This is a genomic window from Pseudomonas sp. TZ252 (genome assembly GCF_056110345.1).
The window spans coordinates 2,938,128-2,953,947 of record NZ_CM148566.1; the positions used below are offsets into that span (position 1 = coordinate 2,938,128).

At 69.3% G+C, this 15,820-nt stretch carries 9 protein-coding genes; 6 read left to right on the forward strand and 3 right to left on the reverse strand.

The features are described 5' to 3' along the window. Positions 1-10: 10 nt before the first annotated feature. The 5 genes from chpA (at position 11) to ACYAF3_RS13570 (ending at position 10,464) form a co-directional block, all read left to right on the forward strand. Positions 11-7,447 (forward strand): chemotaxis signal transduction system protein ChpA, encoded by a 7,437-nt coding sequence (chpA, locus tag ACYAF3_RS13550; RefSeq protein WP_105579184.1) that lies wholly within the window; start codon positions 11-13, stop codon positions 7,445-7,447. Continuing rightward, complete coding sequence (locus ACYAF3_RS13555) at positions 7,440-8,471, forward strand: chemotaxis protein CheB (protein WP_003084598.1); 1,032 nt, start codon at positions 7,440-7,442, stop codon at positions 8,469-8,471. Before chpA ends, ACYAF3_RS13555 begins: the two co-directional genes overlap by 8 nt. Then, positions 8,468-8,974: a chemotaxis protein CheW gene (locus ACYAF3_RS13560; protein ID WP_003106119.1), complete on the forward strand. Its 507-nt coding sequence runs from the start codon at positions 8,468-8,470 to the stop codon at positions 8,972-8,974. Before ACYAF3_RS13555 ends, ACYAF3_RS13560 begins: the two co-directional genes overlap by 4 nt. A 7-nt stretch (positions 8,975-8,981) precedes the next feature. Further along, entirely contained in the window at positions 8,982-9,776 is a 795-nt protein-coding gene (locus ACYAF3_RS13565) for an AraC family transcriptional regulator (RefSeq protein WP_003117898.1), read from the forward strand. 76 nt (positions 9,777-9,852) lie between these two features. Next, on the forward strand, positions 9,853-10,464 hold the full coding sequence (locus ACYAF3_RS13570) for a LysE family translocator (RefSeq protein WP_003084610.1): 612 nt from the start codon (positions 9,853-9,855) through the stop codon (positions 10,462-10,464). Between the two features lie 7 nt (positions 10,465-10,471). Here the strand turns inward: ACYAF3_RS13570 and ACYAF3_RS13575 are convergent, their stop codons facing one another. The 3 genes from ACYAF3_RS13575 to ACYAF3_RS13585 all read right to left on the reverse strand — a co-directional run bounded on the left by ACYAF3_RS13575 (position 10,472) and on the right by ACYAF3_RS13585 (position 14,140). Then, positions 10,472-11,887, reverse strand: coding sequence for a hypothetical protein (locus tag ACYAF3_RS13575; protein WP_010895506.1), 1,416 nt, complete (start codon positions 11,885-11,887; stop codon positions 10,472-10,474). A 34-nt stretch (positions 11,888-11,921) separates the two neighbouring features. Next, positions 11,922-12,644, reverse strand: a complete 723-nt coding sequence (locus tag ACYAF3_RS13580; RefSeq protein WP_003106127.1) for a 16S rRNA (uracil(1498)-N(3))-methyltransferase — start codon at positions 12,642-12,644, stop codon at positions 11,922-11,924. 92 nt (positions 12,645-12,736) lie between these two features. After that, entirely contained in the window at positions 12,737-14,140 is a 1,404-nt protein-coding gene (locus tag ACYAF3_RS13585; protein ID WP_003117900.1) for an adenosylmethionine--8-amino-7-oxononanoate transaminase, read from the reverse strand. Between the two features lie 173 nt (positions 14,141-14,313). Between ACYAF3_RS13585 and ACYAF3_RS13590 the strand changes: the two genes are divergently transcribed. After that, positions 14,314-15,804 carry a flavin monoamine oxidase family protein gene (locus tag ACYAF3_RS13590; protein WP_031671296.1) on the forward strand — a complete coding sequence of 497 codons (1,491 nt, stop codon included), beginning with the start codon at positions 14,314-14,316 and terminating at the stop codon, positions 15,802-15,804. Positions 15,805-15,820: the final 16 nt, after the last annotated feature.

The window sequence follows — 15,820 nt, forward strand, 5'->3', positions numbered from 1 at the left end:
TGGAGTGGCTATGGGTGACCGGCACGACTACGTCGCTCTGGAGTGGGTGAAAGGCGAGATCGCCGAAACCCTGAAACAGGCGCGCCAGGCGCTGGAAGCGTTCGTCGAGAACCCGCAGGACCCGACCCGCATGCGGTTCTGCCTGACCTACGTGCACCAGGTGCAGGGCACCCTGCAGATGGTCGAGTTCTACGGCGCGGCCCTGCTCGCCGAGGAAATGGAGCAGTTGGTCCAGGCCTTGCTGGACGGTCGCGTGCCGAACCAGGGCGAGGCCCTGGAAGTGCTGATGCAGGCGATCCTGCAACTGCCGGTCTACCTCGACCGGATCCAGACCGCCCGGCGCGACCTGCCGATGGTGGTCCTGCCGCTGCTCAACGACCTGCGCGCCGCGCGCGGCGAGAAGCTGCTCTCGGAAACCAGCCTGTTCGCGCCCGACCTGTCGCAGCGCCAGCCGCAACTGGACGGCGAGGCCATCGCGCAACTGCGCACCGACGAACTTGGCGGCTTGCTGCGCAAGCTGCGCCAGACCCAGCAGATGGCCCTGGTCGGCCTGCTGCGCAACCAGGACGTGGCCACCAGCCTCGGCTACCTGGCGCGTGTCTATGCGCGCCTGGAGGGCCTGTGCCGCGAGGCACCGCTGGGGCCGCTGTGGAGCATCGCTTCCGGCCTGGTCGAGGGCCTGGCCAACGGTAGCGTGGTCAACAGCGCCTCGGTGCGCACCCTGCTGCGCCAGCTCGACCGCGAACTCAAGCGCCTGGTCGAGCAGGGCGCCGACGGCCTGAACCAGGCCGCGCCGGACGAGCTGGTGAAGAACCTGCTGTTCTACGTGGCCAAGGCGCCTTCGCAGTCGCCGCGGATCCGCGCACTGAAGGAACAGTACCGCCTCGACGAGGCGCTGCCCGACCACGAGACGGTGGATGCTGAGCGCGCCCGCCTCGCCGGACCCGACCGCGACGCGATGCGTTCGGTGGTCGGTGCCTTGTGCGAGGAACTGGTGCGGATCAAGGACAGCCTCGACCTGTTCGTGCGCAGCGACCGTGGCCACCCCTCGGAACTGGACGCCCTCCTGGCGCCGCTCAAGCAGATCGCCGATACCCTGGCGGTACTCGGCTTCGGCCAACCGCGCAAGGTCATCCTCGACCAGTTGGACGTCATCCACGCCCTGGCCCAGGGCCGCCGCGAGCCGAGCGACGCGATCCTGATGGACGTCGCCGGCGCGTTGCTCTACGTCGAGGCCACCCTGGCCGGGATGGCCGGTCCCGGCGACGAGCGCAACAGCGAGGAAAGCCGCCTGCCCACCACCGATGTGGCGCAGATCCACCAGTTGGTGATCAAGGAAGCGCGCAACGGTCTGGAGCAGGCCAAGGACGCGATCATCGAGTTCATCGCCTCGCAGTGGAACCACGAGCACCTGGCCCGCGTGCCGGAGCTGCTGACCCAGGTCCGCGGCGGCCTGGCGATGATCCCGCTGGAGCGCGCCGCGACCCTGCTGGAAACCTGCAACCGCTATATCCAGGAACAGCTGCTGGCGCGCAAGGCGGTGCCGGACTGGCAGAGCCTGGATACCCTGGCCGATGCCATCACCAGCGTCGAGTATTACCTGGAGCGCCTGAGCGAGGACCATGCCAGCCAGAGCGACCTGATCCTCGACGTCGCCGAGGACAGCCTGGCGAACCTCGGCTATACGCTGAAACCGAATTCGTCGGCCCCGGCCGAGCCTGGCCTGTCCGGGCCCGCTGCCATCGAGTCCCCGGCTGCCGAGCCGGAGAGGCCGGAGGCGGTCGTCGAGGTCGCCGAGACAGCGGAGCAACCGCCCGCCGACACGGCTCCTGCCGAGGCCGCGAGGGAAGATGCCCCGCAGCTGGCCAGCGACGACAACTGGACCCTTGGCGAAGTCGCGCCCGACGCCGGCGAGCCGTCCCTCGACCTGGCCCTGGACCTGCCGCTGGACGATTCCGCCGAAGTGCCGCCGGCGTTGCCGGAGGTGGTCGAGGAGAGCGGCCAGCCGCAGTCGACCCCGGCGCCTGCCCGCAGCCTGGACGATTTCAGCCTCGACGAGATCGATCTCTCCGGCCTCGACCTGCCCGCCGATGCGGCCCCGGCCTCCGGGCCGGCGGCCCTGGCGGACTGGTCGCTGCCGGAGCAGTGGGGGCTCGGCGATGACCTGGCGCAGCCGGCGCAGGCCGGCGAGACGTTGGATCTGAGCCTGGAGGAGCCGGCGCTGTCCTTCGACGCGCCGCTGGAAAGCCTCGAGCCGTTGCCGGCGCTGGAGCCTTTCGACGGCTCCGCTGAACAGGAGCTGGTTCTCGATGCGCTCGATCCGCTGCCGCTGGATGTAGCCTTGCCGGAGGCGGAGGGCGAGGTGTCCGCCTGGGAGGGCTCGAGCCTGGAGGAACTGGATCTTTCCGACCTCGATCTCCCCGAGGTGCAATTGCCCGAGGCTGAGGCCGAGGCGCCGCCTGCCGCCGAGGCGCTCGCCAGCGAAGCGCCGGCCCTGTCTCTGGCCGAGGTGATGGCTGCGCCGGTGCAGCCGATCAACCCGCCGGCGCAGAACGTTCCGGTCAGCCTGCTGCCACCGCCGGCCGACGAGGAACCGGTGGACGAGGAACTGCGCGAGGTCTTCATCGAGGAGGCCGGCGAGGTCCTGGAGACCATCGGCCGCTACCTGCCGGCCTGGAAAGCCGACCACGACGACCGCGAAGCGCTGACCGAGGTACGCCGTGCCTTCCATACCCTCAAGGGTAGCGGACGGATGGTCCGTGCCCTGGTGATCGGCGAACTGGCCTGGTCGATAGAGAACCTGTTCAACCGCGTGCTCGATCGCAGCATCGCCGCCAGCGAGCCGGTGCAGCGAGTGGTGGACCAGGTCGTGGCCCTGTTGCCGGATCTGGTCGAGGAGTTCGCCGCCAATGCCCAGCGCCAGCGCGATGATGTCGACCTGCTGGCGGCCACCGCGCATGCCCTGGCCAAGGGCGAGCCGCTGCCGGAACCGCCGGCGCCGGACGACGGCGGAGTACCGCCGGAAGCCGGGGCGGAGCAGCCGTCGAGCCTGGACAACGGCGTCCAGGCGCCGCCATTGGCCGACGCGCCGCAGGCCGCTGCCGAGGCGCAGAGCGACGTCGAACTGCTCGATCCGCAACTGCTGGAGATCTTCACCAACGAGGCGGAAACCCATCTCGAGGCCCTGGTCGGCTTCCTCGCCGACTGCGCCCGCGAACTGCCGCAGCCGGTCACCGATGCCTTGCAGCGTGCCCTGCATACCCTCAAGGGCAGCGCACACATGGCCGGCATCCTGCCGATCGCGGAGATCGCCACGCCGCTGGAAAAACTGGTCAAGGAATACAAGTCCAACCTGCTCGCCTTCGACCTGCGCGAAGCGGAGTTGCTGCACGACGCCGAGCAACTGTTCCGCATCGGCCTGGAGCAGGTCGGCGCGCAACGGCCATTGAACCCGATCCCCGGCAGCGACGCGTTGCTGGAGCGTATCGAGGCACTGCATCAGGAACGCATCGCCTCGCTCGAGGCCGAGCGCTACAGCGATGCCGGCGAGCGCCGCGATCCGTTGCTGATCGAGGCGTTCCTCGTCGAAGGCATGGACATCCTGCTGGACGCCGAGGACCTGCTCGAGCGCTGGCACGAGCATCCGCAGGAGCGCCAGGAACTGAGTGCGCTGCGCGAGGAGCTCAGCACTCTGGACCGGGGCGCCCGGCATGCCGAGCTGCCACAGGTGGAAGAACTCTGCCAGGCCTTGCTGGCGCTCTACGATGCCGTCGAGGAAGGCCGCCTGGCGGTCAGCCCGGCGTTCTTCGAGGAAGCCCGCCAGGCCCACGAGGCGCTGATCGGGATGATGGACCAGGTCGCCGCCGGCCTGCAGGTCACGCCGCGTCCGGAGCGGGTCGCGGCCCTGCAGGAACTGTTGGAAGCGCCCGCCGCCGAGGCCGTTCCGTTCATCGACCCGGAGAGCCTCGGCGCCGACGATTTCCCCCCGGAAGACGAAGAGCTGGCCCTCCCCGAGGCGGTCTTCGAAGAGGCCGGGACGCCTGCCGAGGAGACCGTACCGGCAGCGCCTGCACCGGCTCCCGGCCGCGAGCTGGACGAGGAAATGGTGTCGATCTTCCTCGAAGAGGCGGTGGACATCCTCGAAAGCGCCGGCCAGGCACTGGCCCAATGGCAGGCCGAGCCGGGCGCGCTGTCTTCGCTCAGCGCCCTGCAGCGCGACCTGCACACCCTCAAGGGCGGCGCACGAATGGCCGAGATCGCCGAGATCGGCGACCTGGCCCACGAGCTGGAGGCCCTCTACGAAGGACTGGTCGACCGCCGTTACCAGCACTCCCCGCAACTGGCCGGATTGCTGCAAGCCTGTCACGACCGCCTGGCCGAACAGCTCGACCAGTTGAGCGCCGGCCAGCCCCTGGCCGACCCGGACGACCTTATCCAGGCGATCCGCCGGTTCCGCCAGGGCCCTCTGGCCGAGGCCGCGACACCGGGCGAGGCGGAAAGCCCCGTCGAGGAACTCGTTGCACCGGCCGTCGAGGTGCCCGCCGCGCCTGCCGCGACGCAGCCGCCCGCTGCGGAGGCGTTCGAAGAGCGCGATCCCGAACTGGTGGAGATCTTCCTCGAGGAAGGCTTCGATATCCTCGACAGCGCTGCCGCCGCGTTGCAGCGCTGGATCGACGACGTCGACAACACCATCGAACTGGAAGCCTTGCAGCGCGACCTGCATACCCTCAAGGGCGGTGCGCGGATGGCCGAGATCGGCGAGATCGGCGACCTCGCCCATGAGCTTGAATTCCTCTACGAAGGCCTCTGCGGCGGACGCCTGCGCGCCAGCCCGGCCTTGTTCGGCCTGCTGCAGCGCTGCCACGACGAGCTGGCCGAGATGCTCGAGGCGGTGCGTGGCCATCGCACGCTGCCCGACGGGCAGGCGCTGATCGCGGAGATCAGGCGCCTGCGCAGCGATCCCGACGAGCAACTGAGCGTACCCACCAGCGTCAGCCTCAAGCCGCTGGCGGCGAAGGGTGTGGCGGCCGACGAGAGCGAGATCCTCGACATCTTCCTCGAGGAAGCCGACGACCTGCTGGAGAACCTCGAACTGGCGCTCGGCCGCTGGGACGGCGGCAACGGCGACGCCCAGCCGCTGGACGACCTGCTGCGGATCCTGCACACCCTCAAGGGCGGCGCGCGCCTGGCCGGGCAGACCGAGCTGGGCAACCTGGCCCACGACCTCGAGCAGCATCTCACCGATGCGCAGCAACAGGGCGCGCCGTGGCCGGACAGCCTGCTGCTGGATGCGCAGTCGGGGCTGGAAGGCCTGCAGCGGCAGGTCGACCTGTTGCGCGAGCGGCTGGCCGAGGACGACGAGGCCGGTGAACGGCCCGAGCCCGCCCAGGCGCTGGTCCAGGCCGACGATACCGACCGCGCGGTGGCCTCCGCGCTGGCCGAGCTGACCCGCCTGGCCCCGGCGGCCGGCGCGATCATGGCGGCCGAGGCGGCGCCTCCGGCCGCCCCGGCCACCACCCTGCCGTTCGTGCGCAAGGCCCAGGAGGCGGCCCAGGAGGCCGCTTCCCGACGTGCCCCGCAGGAGCTGGTGAAGGTGCCGGCGGAACTGCTGGAGAACCTGGTCAACCTGGCGGGCGAGACCTCGATCTTCCGCGGCCGGGTCGAGCAGCAGGTGAGCGACGTCGGCTTCACCCTCGGCGAGATGGAGTCCACCATCGAGCGGGTGCGCGACCAGTTGCGCCGCCTCGACACCGAGACCCAGGCGCAGATCCTCTCGCGTCACCAGGCCGATGCCGAACGCGCCGGCTACGAAGAGTTCGACCCGCTGGAAATGGACCGCTATTCGCAGTTGCAGCAGCTCTCGCGCGCACTCTTCGAATCGGCCTCCGACCTTCTCGACCTGAAGGAAACCCTGGCGGCGAAGAACCGTGACGCGGAGACCCTGCTGCTGCAACAGGCGCGGGTCAACACCGAACTCCAGGAAGGCCTGATGCGCACCCGCATGGTGCCGTTCGATCGGCTGGTACCGCGTTTGCGGCGGATCGTCCGGCAGGTGGCCGGCGAGCTTGGCAAGCAGGTCGAATTCGTGGTCGGCAACGCCGACGGCGAGATGGATCGTACCGTCCTCGAACGCATCGTCGCGCCGCTGGAGCACATGCTGCGCAACGCCGTGGACCACGGCATCGAGTCCGGCGAGACGCGCCGCGCGGCGGGCAAGCCGGAGCACGGTACGATCCGCCTGAACATCGGCCGCGAGGGCGGCGACATCCTCCTCACCCTCTCCGACGACGGCGCCGGCATCCGCCTCGACGCGGTACGGCGCAAGGCCATCGAGCGTGGCCTGATGAGCGCCGACAGCGACCTCAGCGATCATGAAGTGCTGCAGTTCGTGCTCGAGTCCGGTTTCTCCACCGCCGAAAAGGTCACCCAGATCTCCGGGCGCGGCGTCGGCCTCGACGTGGCCAACTCCGAGGTCAAGCAGCTCGGCGGCTCGGTGAGCATCCAGACCGAGCCGGGCCAGGGCACCCGCTTCAACGTGCGGCTGCCGTTCACCGTGTCGGTGAACCGGGCGCTGATGGTGCTATCCGGCGAGGATCTCTACGCGGTGCCGCTGAACACCATCGAGGGCATCGTGCGGGTTTCGCCCTACGAACTGGAGGCGCTCTACGACCAGCGCGGCGAGGCGGGGCTGGATACGCCCAGCTTCGAATACGCCGGGCAGTCCTACGAACTGAAGTACCTCGGCGAGCTGCTGAACAACGGCCAGGAACCCAAGCTGGTCGGCCAGTCGCTGCCCTTGCCGGTGATCCTGGTGCGCTCCTCGGAGCATGCGGTGGCGGTGCAGGTCGACTCGCTGGCCGGTTCCCGCGAGATCGTGGTGAAGAGCCTCGGTCCGCAGTTCGCCGGGGTCGCCGGGATTTCCGGGGCGACCCTGCTCGGCGATGGCCGGGTGGTGGTGATCCTCGACCTGCTGGCGACCATCCGCTCCCGGCACGCGCTGCTCGGCCAGGAAAGCCGTCGCGAACGCCTGGCGCTGCGCCAGGAAATGGCGGCGAGCGAAAGCGAGCAGCAGCGGCCGCCGCTGGTCATGGTGGTGGACGACTCGGTCACCGTGCGCAAGGTCACCACCCGCCTGCTGGAGCGCAACGGCATGAACGTGTTGACCGCGAAGGACGGCGTGGACGCCATCGCCCAGCTCCAGGAGCACCGTCCGGACATCCTCCTGCTGGACATCGAGATGCCGCGCATGGACGGTTTCGAGGTCGCCACCCTGGTGCGTCACGACGAACGCCTGGGCAACCTGCCGATCATCATGATCACCTCGCGGACCGGCGAGAAACACCGCGAGCGCGCGCTGGGCATCGGCGTCAACCAGTACCTCGGCAAGCCTTACCAGGAAACCGAGCTGCTCGAAGCCATCCAGTCCCTGGTCGGCCAGCATGAGTGAGCGCGCCACGCCACGGGTCGCGGTGATCGCCGACACCTCGTTGCAGCGCCACGTGTTGCAACAGGCGCTGCTCGGCCATGGCTACGAGGTGGTGCTCAACGCCGACCCGGCCAGGGTCGACGACGCCGCGCTGGAGTGCGCGCCCGACCTGTGGCTGGTGGACCTGACCCAGCAGGACGACTCGCCGCTGCTGGACAGCCTGCTGGAGCAGGACCGTGCGCCGGTGCTGTTCGGCGAGGGCCACGCGCCGGAGCGGCATACCGAACACTACCCGCGCTGGGAACGGCGGCTGATCGGCAAGCTGAAGCGCTTGATCGGCGACCCCAGCGATGGCGTTGGCGACAGCCTCGGCGCATTGCTCGACGAGGAGCGTCCGCCGCGCCTGGAGATTCCCGGCGACCTCGCGGCGATGCCGCTGCAGGCCGGCGAAGCGGCCCGCGAGGTGTGGCTGCTGGCGGCCTCGCTCGGCGGCCCGGCGGCGGTGAAGGCATTTCTCGACGCCTTGCCTGGCGGCCTGCCGATCGGCTTCCTCTATGCCCAGCACATCGATGCCAGCTTCGAGCAGAACCTGCCGCAGGCAGTCGGCCGGCACAGCCAGTGGCATGTGAAGAACGTCCGCGACGGCGAAGCGCTGCGTTGCGGCGAGGTCATGGTGGTGCCGGTGCTGCACGAGCTCGGTTTCCACCACGACGGGCGACTGAAATGCAGCCAGCGTCCCTGGCCGGAACCCTACACCCCGTCCATCGACCAGATGATGCTCAACCTGGCCCAGCAGTTCGGGCCCGACTGCGGGGTGATCGTTTTCAGCGGCATGGGTAGCGACGGCAGCGCCGCTGCCGCCTACGTGCGGCGCCAGGGTGGCGAGGTATGGACCCAGCGCGCCGACAGTTGCGTCTGTTCGAGCATGCCGGACAGCTTGCGCGAAGCCGGTTACAGCAGTTTCAATGCCAGCCCCCGCGAACTGGCCGAGGCATTGGTCAAGCATCTGGCCGCACGCTGCGCGCCGACAGGAGTCGAAACATGAACCAGGCCGTGATCGAGCAGGATGGCATGAGCCGGAACACCCCAGCCAACCCGACCCCGGACAGCCTCACCGGGCTGCTCCTGCCGCTGAGCGACCGCACCCTGCTGTTGCCCAACGTCGCCGTGGCCGAACTGATCGCCTATCGCAACCCGCAGGTCGCCGCCGGCCTGCCGCAGTGGTACCTGGGCCAGGTGGCCTGGCGCGACCTGCGCCTGCCGCTGCTGTCCTTCGAGGCGGCCTCCAGCGGCGAACAGCAGCCGGTACTCGGCAGCAGCGCGCGGGTGGTGGTCATCAACGCCCTCGGCGGACGACCCCATGTGAAGTTCCTCGCCCTGCTGGTGCAGGGCATTCCGCGCTCGGTGCGGCTGGACGCCAATCTCGCGAGCACCGCCGCGCCGCTGGCGGCGCTGGAACTGGCGGCGGTGGACATCGGCGGCGAAACCGCACGGATTCCGGACCTGGCCGGGCTCGAAGAGAAGCTCGCCGACGCCGGCCTGATCTGAGCCGTCCATGGCCGGCCTGCAGCACGCGCGGATCGGCGCCTCCCTCGAGGTCGCCAGCGCCAGCCTGGCCGGGCACCGCTTCGAGAAGCACAGCCACGACGAGTTCGTCATCAGCGCCAACCTCTGCGGATTGGAAGATGTCTGGCTGGATGGCCGTACCTTCCAGGCCGACAGCGGCGACCTGACCCTCTACAACCCGGGGCAGATCCAGGGCGGCGGCGTCCGCGACGGCCAGCCCTGGCGCTTCGCCAGCCTCTATCTGCCTGCCGCCGAACTGGCGAGCAGCCTGGATCTTTCCTCCGTCGAGTTCGACCGCCCGCTGCTGCGCAGTCCGGCGCTGGGCCGCGAGTTGGCCGCCAGCATCGAAGCCTTGCTGGCCAGCGACCGTTTCGCCCGCGAACGGGGCGAGGAGCGCCTGCTGGATTTCCTTGGCCGCCTGCTGGCGGCGAGCGGCACCCGCCTGCCGCAGAGGGCCGATCCTGGGCGCCCGGCTGTCGCCCGCCTGCAGGCGCTGCTCGCCGAGCGCCTGGCCGAACCGCCGGACCTGGATGAGATGGCGGAGCAGGTGGGCCTGTCGAAATACCACCTGCTGCGGGCGTTCAAGAAGGCCACCGGGCTCAGCCCGCGCCAGTGGAGCATGCAACTGCGCACCCGCCGCGCCCTCGGCCTGTTGCGCCGTGGCCTGGCGGTGGGCGAGGTGGCCCACGCCCTGGGCTTCGCCGACCAGAGCCACCTGACCCGTTACTTCACCAGCGCCTACGGCATTTCGCCGGGCCGCTACCAGCGCGCCGTGCGCGGCTGAACTGCGCAATCCGGTTCAAGTCCGCTTCGCTGCCGGCCGGGATAATCCGACGACCCACCCACGGAGTCGTCGTTCCATGCTCGCCATCTTCCTCGCCGCCTTGCTGTTCGGTTTCGCCTTCAATGTTTCCCCTGGCGCGGTGTTCAGCGAAACGCTGCGACGCGGTTTGACCGGCGGCTTCCGCCCGGCGTTGCTGGTGCAACTGGGGTCGCTGATCGGCGATGCCGTCTGGGCCCTGCTCGGGCTCACCGGGCTGGCGCTGCTGCTGGGCTACGAACAGGTGCGGATTCCCCTGACCCTGGCCTGTGCCGCCTACCTGGCCTGGCTCGGCGTGCAAGGCTTGCGCGACGCCTGGAGTCCGCCGCTGGCGGCGGAGGATGCCGGCGAGCAGGGGCGCAACGCCTTCGGCGCCGGCGCGGCGATCTCCCTGTCCAATCCGAAGAACGTGGTCTACTGGGGGGCCCTCGGCAGCGCCCTGGCGGGGATCGTCGACGGCACGCCGAACCAGGCGCAGTCGCTGGTGTTCTTCGCCGGTTTCATGCTCTCGTCGCTGATCTGGTGCTTTTGCTGCGCGGCGCTGGTGGACTGGCTGCGGCGCAACACCTCGCTGTTCTGGCACCGCGTCAGCTACGCCGGTTGCGGCGTGCTCCTGCTCGGCCTGGCGGGACTGGCGCTGCGCGGGCTGTAGACGCGCCTCAGGCCGGCGCCAGGCGCCGCCGCAGCAGGCGTTGGCGCAGGCTTTCGAACGTGCCGAGGTCGACATGCCGGGCATGGTCGCCGACGACGATCCGGCCGTCGGGCAGCTCCGCCCAGTGCTGTAGTCCGCCCTCCAGGTCCAGTTCGCCGTAGCGGATGCGCAGCGCCCGGCCGGATTCGAGGTGCCAGAGCTGGGCGAGGTCCCGCGAGCGATGCGGTTCCAGCCACGGCGCCAGGAGCAGCCAGCCTCCGTCCAGGGCCTGGAGCTTCAGGTAGGGGCCTTCGGCCAGACCGTCCAGCGAGTGGCTGCGGATCTCGCCGCTGTCGAGCCGGCCTTCGCAGAGCGTTTCACGCTCCAGCCAGACGATGGTCCCGGGCGCCGCCGAGGTCGGTTGCGCCGGATCGGCGGGCAGATCCTTGCCGACGGGGAACGGCAGGGGCTGGATGCGTGCCTCGCGCCATTCGAAGAACTGCCCGCGGGAGAGCAGGCAGACGCGCTGGTCCGGAGTGGTGAAGACCGCCGGCGGATTCTCGATGGAGCGCCGCGCTTGCGGCACCTCGAAGAGCAACCGCGGTTCGTCGTTGCCCTGGGCGAAGCCCGGATAGAGGAAGAACAGGCCGCGGTCGGCCAGGAGCAGGTCGTCCCCGGCCAGGCCGATGGCAAGTTCCGGGGTGCGGCGTTGGCGCAACGACTGCGCCGGCGGCAGCGGCAAGGGCGGTAGTTCGGGCGTCAACGAGGCGAGGTCGCGGGAGCGATGCAGCCAGGCGTAGGGGCTTCCCGAACGGGTCATCCTGACCCAGGCGTGCAGGCCGTCCGCCGAACTGGCCCGGCAGAGCAACGCGCCCTGGGTCTCCTCCGCGCCATCGGGCAGGCGTTGCAGCCTGGGCCATTGGCGCAGGTCCAGCAGGTCGCGGCTGTCCTCGCCCGGCAGGCGGGCGATGGCCAGGCCGGGCGCCAGGTGCTCGGCGTGTTCGAGGCAGATGTAGGCCGAAGCCGGCGCCAGGCCGGCCGGCGCGGCGGCGGGGAGGGCCGCCCGGGCGCCCTCGGGGGCGTTTTCCTGGCGCAGCGTGCGGGCGTTGTGGCCCTGCGCTGCGAGCGCATCGAGGAGGCGCTGGCTGTGGGGGGCGCCGACCACGTACAGGTTCAGGCTGTCGTCTTCGTCCAGGCGTTCCACCAACGCCAGTCCGAGGGATTCCAGCTCCTGGCCGAGGGCTGGCAGGAAATCCTCGGGAAGGTCGTCGCGCAGGCGCTCCAGCAGCGTCTCCAGTGCGGCGGAGGCCAACTGCGGGAAGCGTCCGGCATAGTCTCGGCGGAGTACGCCGAGCACGTCGGGCAGGCGGATCTTCCAATCGAAGGTAACGGGCGTGTCCATGCGTGCGATCCGTTGCGAAGTGGGTTGCGCAACGGTATTCACTGGCTGTCGCCGTTGTAAAGCGGCGGGAGGGATATCAGGCGAAGTCGCCCCAGAGTTGCTGGGCCACCGCCAATGCTACCACCGGCGCGGTCTCGGTGCGCAGCACTCGCGGGCCGAGGCGCGCGGAGTGGAAACCGGCCGCCTGAGCCTGCTCCACCTCGGCATCGCTCAGGCCGCCTTCGGGACCCACCAGGAAGGCCAGGCGCGACGGCGGCGCATGGCTGGCCAGGGGGGCGGCCACAGGGTGCAGGACCAGCCTGAGGTCATCGTCCCGCCCGCGCAGCCAGTCCTCCAGGGCCAGAGGCGGATGGATCAGCGGCAGGCTCGAACGGCCGCACTGCTCGCAGGCGCTGATCGCCACCTGGCGCCAGTGCTGCAGGCGCTTGTCGGCGCGCTCGTCCTTCAGGCGCACTTCGCAACGCTCGCTGACGATCGGGGTGATTTCCGCCACCCCCAGCTCGGTGGCCTTCTGGATCGCCCAGTCCATCCGCTCGCCGCGCGACAGGCCTTGCCCCAGGTGGATACGCAGGGGCGAGTCGGGCTGGCCGGCGAACTGCTCGCGGAGTTCGACGCGGACATTCTTCTTGCCGACCTCGACCAGCTCGCCGAGGTATTCCCGGCCGCTGCCGTCGAACAGTTGCACGGCGTCGCCCGTGGCGTGCCGCAGCACGCGGCCGATGTAGTGGGCCTGGGCCTCGGGCAGGTCGTGCTGGCCGAGGGAGAGAGGCTGGTCGACGAAGAAGCGGGACAGGCGCATGGCGATTCGAGGGTAGTGGCGACAGGCGCGCAGTTTACTGCCTGCCGCGGGGCGCTGGAACCGGCTCCCTCGGAACGAAGGGGCGGCGACGTTCAGCCCGGATCGCGGTGGTCCGGGTGGAAGTCGCTGACCGCCACGCTGACCGCGTCGCGGGTGGCGATGTCGATGCCTTCGCTGGCCACCTCGGCGAGGAAGTCGATCTGCTCCGGGGTAATCACGTAGGGCGGCAGGAAATACACCACGCTGCCCAGCGGGCGCAGCAGCGCGCCGCGCTCCAGGCCATGCTGGAAGACCTTCAGGCCGCGGCGCTCCTGCCAGGGGTAGGGCGTCCTGGATGCCTTGTCCTGGACCATTTCGATGGCCAGGACCATCCCGGTCTGGCGCACCTCGGCGACATGCGGGTGGTCGGCCAGGTGCGCGGTGGCCCTGGCCATGTGGGTGGACAGCGCGCGGTTGGCCTCGATCACCTTGTCTTCCTCGAAGATGTCCAGGGTTGCCAGGGCGGCGGCGCAGGCCAGCGGGTTGCCGGTATAGGTGTGCGAGTGGAGGAAGGCGCGCAGGGTCTGGTAGTCGTCGTAGAAGCCCCGGTAGACGGTCTCGCTGGTCAGCACCGCGGACATCGGCAGGTAGCCACCGGTGAGGGCCTTGGACAGGCAGAGGAAATCCGGGGCGATGCCGGCCTGCTCGCAGGCGAACATCGTCCCGGTGCGGCCGAAGCCCACCGCGATCTCGTCGTGGATCAGGTGCACGCCATAGCGGTCGCAGGCTTCGCGCAGCAGCTTGAGGTAGACCGGGTGGTACATGCGCATGCCGCCGGCGCCCTGGATCAGCGGTTCGACGATGACCGCGGCGATCTCGTCGTGCCCTTCGGCCAGGGTGCGCTCCATGTGGGCGAACATGTTCCGCGAATGTTCTTCCCAGCACATGCCGTCCGGACGCAGGAAGCAGTCCGGGCTGGGCACCTTGATGGTGTCGAGCAGCAGCGACTTGTAGGTTTCGGTGAACAGCGCCACGTCGCCCACCGACATCGCCGCGATGGTTTCGCCGTGGTAGCTGTTGGTCAGGGTGACGAAGCGCTTCTTGCGCGGCCTGCCGCTATTGAGCCAGAAGTGGTAGCTCATCTTCAGCGCGACCTCGATGCCCGCCGAGCCGCTGTCGGCGTAGAACACCCGGTCGAGCCCCGGCGGGGTGATCTTCACCAGTCGCTCCGACAGCTCGATCACCGGCTGGTGGCTGAATCCGGCGAGGATCACGTGCTCCAACTGGTCGACCTGGTCCTTGATGCGCTGGTTGATGCGCGGGTTGGCGTGACCGAACACATTGACCCACCAGGAACTGACCGCGTCGATGTAGCGCTTGCCTTCGAAATCCTCCAGCCAGACGCCTTCGCCGCGGCGGATCGGGATCACCGGCAGGCGTTCGTGGTCTTTCATCTGGGTACAGGGATGCCAGAGTACGTTCAGGTCGCGCTGCATCCAGTCGGCGTTAAGGCCCATGGGCTGTCTCCTCGGATCGATCGGCAAAGCCTATGCAATGGGGGTGAGATGAACAACCCGGCGGGTTGGGACACATCCGACAGCAGCCGCCGACGGACTCCTATGGTGGCCCAAACGGCTCTGGCGTATGCTGCGCGCCGTTGCGTCTTTGCTTTTTTCCTGGGGAGTCCGGTATGTCGTTAAGGTGGCTGCGCGCCGCGGCGTTTCTCATGTTGGGGGTGTTCAGCGCGGTGGCGCTGGGCAAGGATAAACAGCCTACGGCGATCGTCGTCGGCGCGGGCCTGGCAGGCCTGAGCGCGGCCTACGAATTGCAGAAGGACGGCTGGCAGGTCACGGTGCTCGAGGCGCGGTCGCAGGTGGGCGGGCGTTCCGGCCTGGCCACCAGCGAATGGGTCGGCAACCAGAAGGTCCAGCCCACGCTCAATGCCTACCTGGACACCTTCAAGCTGAAGCCGGTGCCGGCGCCGGACTTCGTCCGCACCCCCAGCTACCTGATCGACGGCCTGTACTACAGCAGCAGCGATCTCGCGCTCAAGCAGCCGAACGTCGCCGCCGACCTCAAGCGCTTCGAGTCGACCCTGGACGATCTCTCGGCATCGATCTCCGATCCGCTCAACCCCGCCTCGAGCAATACCCTGTTCGCCCTCGACCAGATGAACGCCGCGCGCTGGCTGGACAAGCTGAACCTGTCGCCGACCGCGCGCCTGCTGGTCAACCAGCGTATCCGCTCGCGCTACGACGAACCGTCGCGCCTGTCGCTGCTCTACCTCGCCCAGCAGGGCCGCGCCTACCGTGGCGTCGACGACCGCGACCTGCGCGCGGCGCGCCTGCCCGGCGGCAGCCAGGTGCTGGCGGAAGCCTTCGTCAAGCAGATCAAGACGATCAAGACCAAGTCCAAGGTGTCGAGCATCGTCCAGGCCAAGGACGGCGTCGCCGTCAAGGCCGGCAGCGAGACCTACAAGGCCGACTACGTGGTTCTCGCCGTGCCGCTGAAGGCGCTCGGCCAGATCCAGATGACCCCGTCCCTGAGCGGTACCCAGATGTCCGCGCTGAAGGGCACCAACTATGGCTGGCGCGACCAGATCCTGCTGAAGTTCAAGCGCCCGGTGTGGGACGACAAGTCGCGCCTCTCCGGCGAGATCTTCAGCGACCAGGGCCTGGGCATGATCTGGGTCGAGCCGGCGCTGAAAGGCGGCGCCAACGTGCTGATCAACCTGTCCGGCGACAACGCCCGCGTGCTGCAGGCTTTCGGCGACCGGCAGATGGTCGACCAGGTGCTGATCCGCATGAACAAGTTCTATCCGAAGATGCGCGGTGCCTTCGCCGGCTACGAAATTCGTCGCTACAGCGCCGACCCGGGCACCGGCGGTTCCTACCTGGCCTACGGTCCGGGCCAGGTGACGCGCTTCTGGCGGATCTGGGAACAGCCGCTGTCGCGGGTCGCCTTCGCCGGCGAGCACACCGATGCGCTGTACCCCGGCACCATCGAGGGGGCGCTGCGCAGCGGCAAGCGCGCCGCCAGCCAGGTGCGCGACCTGTACGCCGGCAAGACTCCGGTGATCGAGGGCGCGCCGATGGTGGCGAAGGCCGAGAAGGTAGCCGCACCGACGACCGGCGGCGAGAAGAAGAACCCGTTCGCCTGGTTCACCCGCCTGTTCGATTGATTCCCTTCGCCGGCGC

Coding starts and splice junctions, on each gene's coding strand:
- chpA (WP_105579184.1), top strand. CDS start 11: ATGGGTGACCGGCACGACTACGTCGCTCTGGAGTGGGTGAAAGGCGAG.
- ACYAF3_RS13555 (WP_003084598.1), top strand. CDS start 7,440: ATGAGTGAGCGCGCCACGCCACGGGTCGCGGTGATCGCCGACACCTCG.
- ACYAF3_RS13560 (WP_003106119.1), top strand. CDS start 8,468: ATGAACCAGGCCGTGATCGAGCAGGATGGCATGAGCCGGAACACCCCA.
- ACYAF3_RS13565 (WP_003117898.1), top strand. CDS start 8,982: ATGGCCGGCCTGCAGCACGCGCGGATCGGCGCCTCCCTCGAGGTCGCC.
- ACYAF3_RS13570 (WP_003084610.1), top strand. CDS start 9,853: ATGCTCGCCATCTTCCTCGCCGCCTTGCTGTTCGGTTTCGCCTTCAAT.
- ACYAF3_RS13580 (WP_003106127.1), bottom strand. CDS start 12,644: ATGCGCCTGTCCCGCTTCTTCGTCGACCAGCCTCTCTCCCTCGGCCAG.
- ACYAF3_RS13585 (WP_003117900.1), bottom strand. CDS start 14,140: ATGGGCCTTAACGCCGACTGGATGCAGCGCGACCTGAACGTACTCTGG.
- ACYAF3_RS13590 (WP_031671296.1), top strand. CDS start 14,314: ATGTCGTTAAGGTGGCTGCGCGCCGCGGCGTTTCTCATGTTGGGGGTG.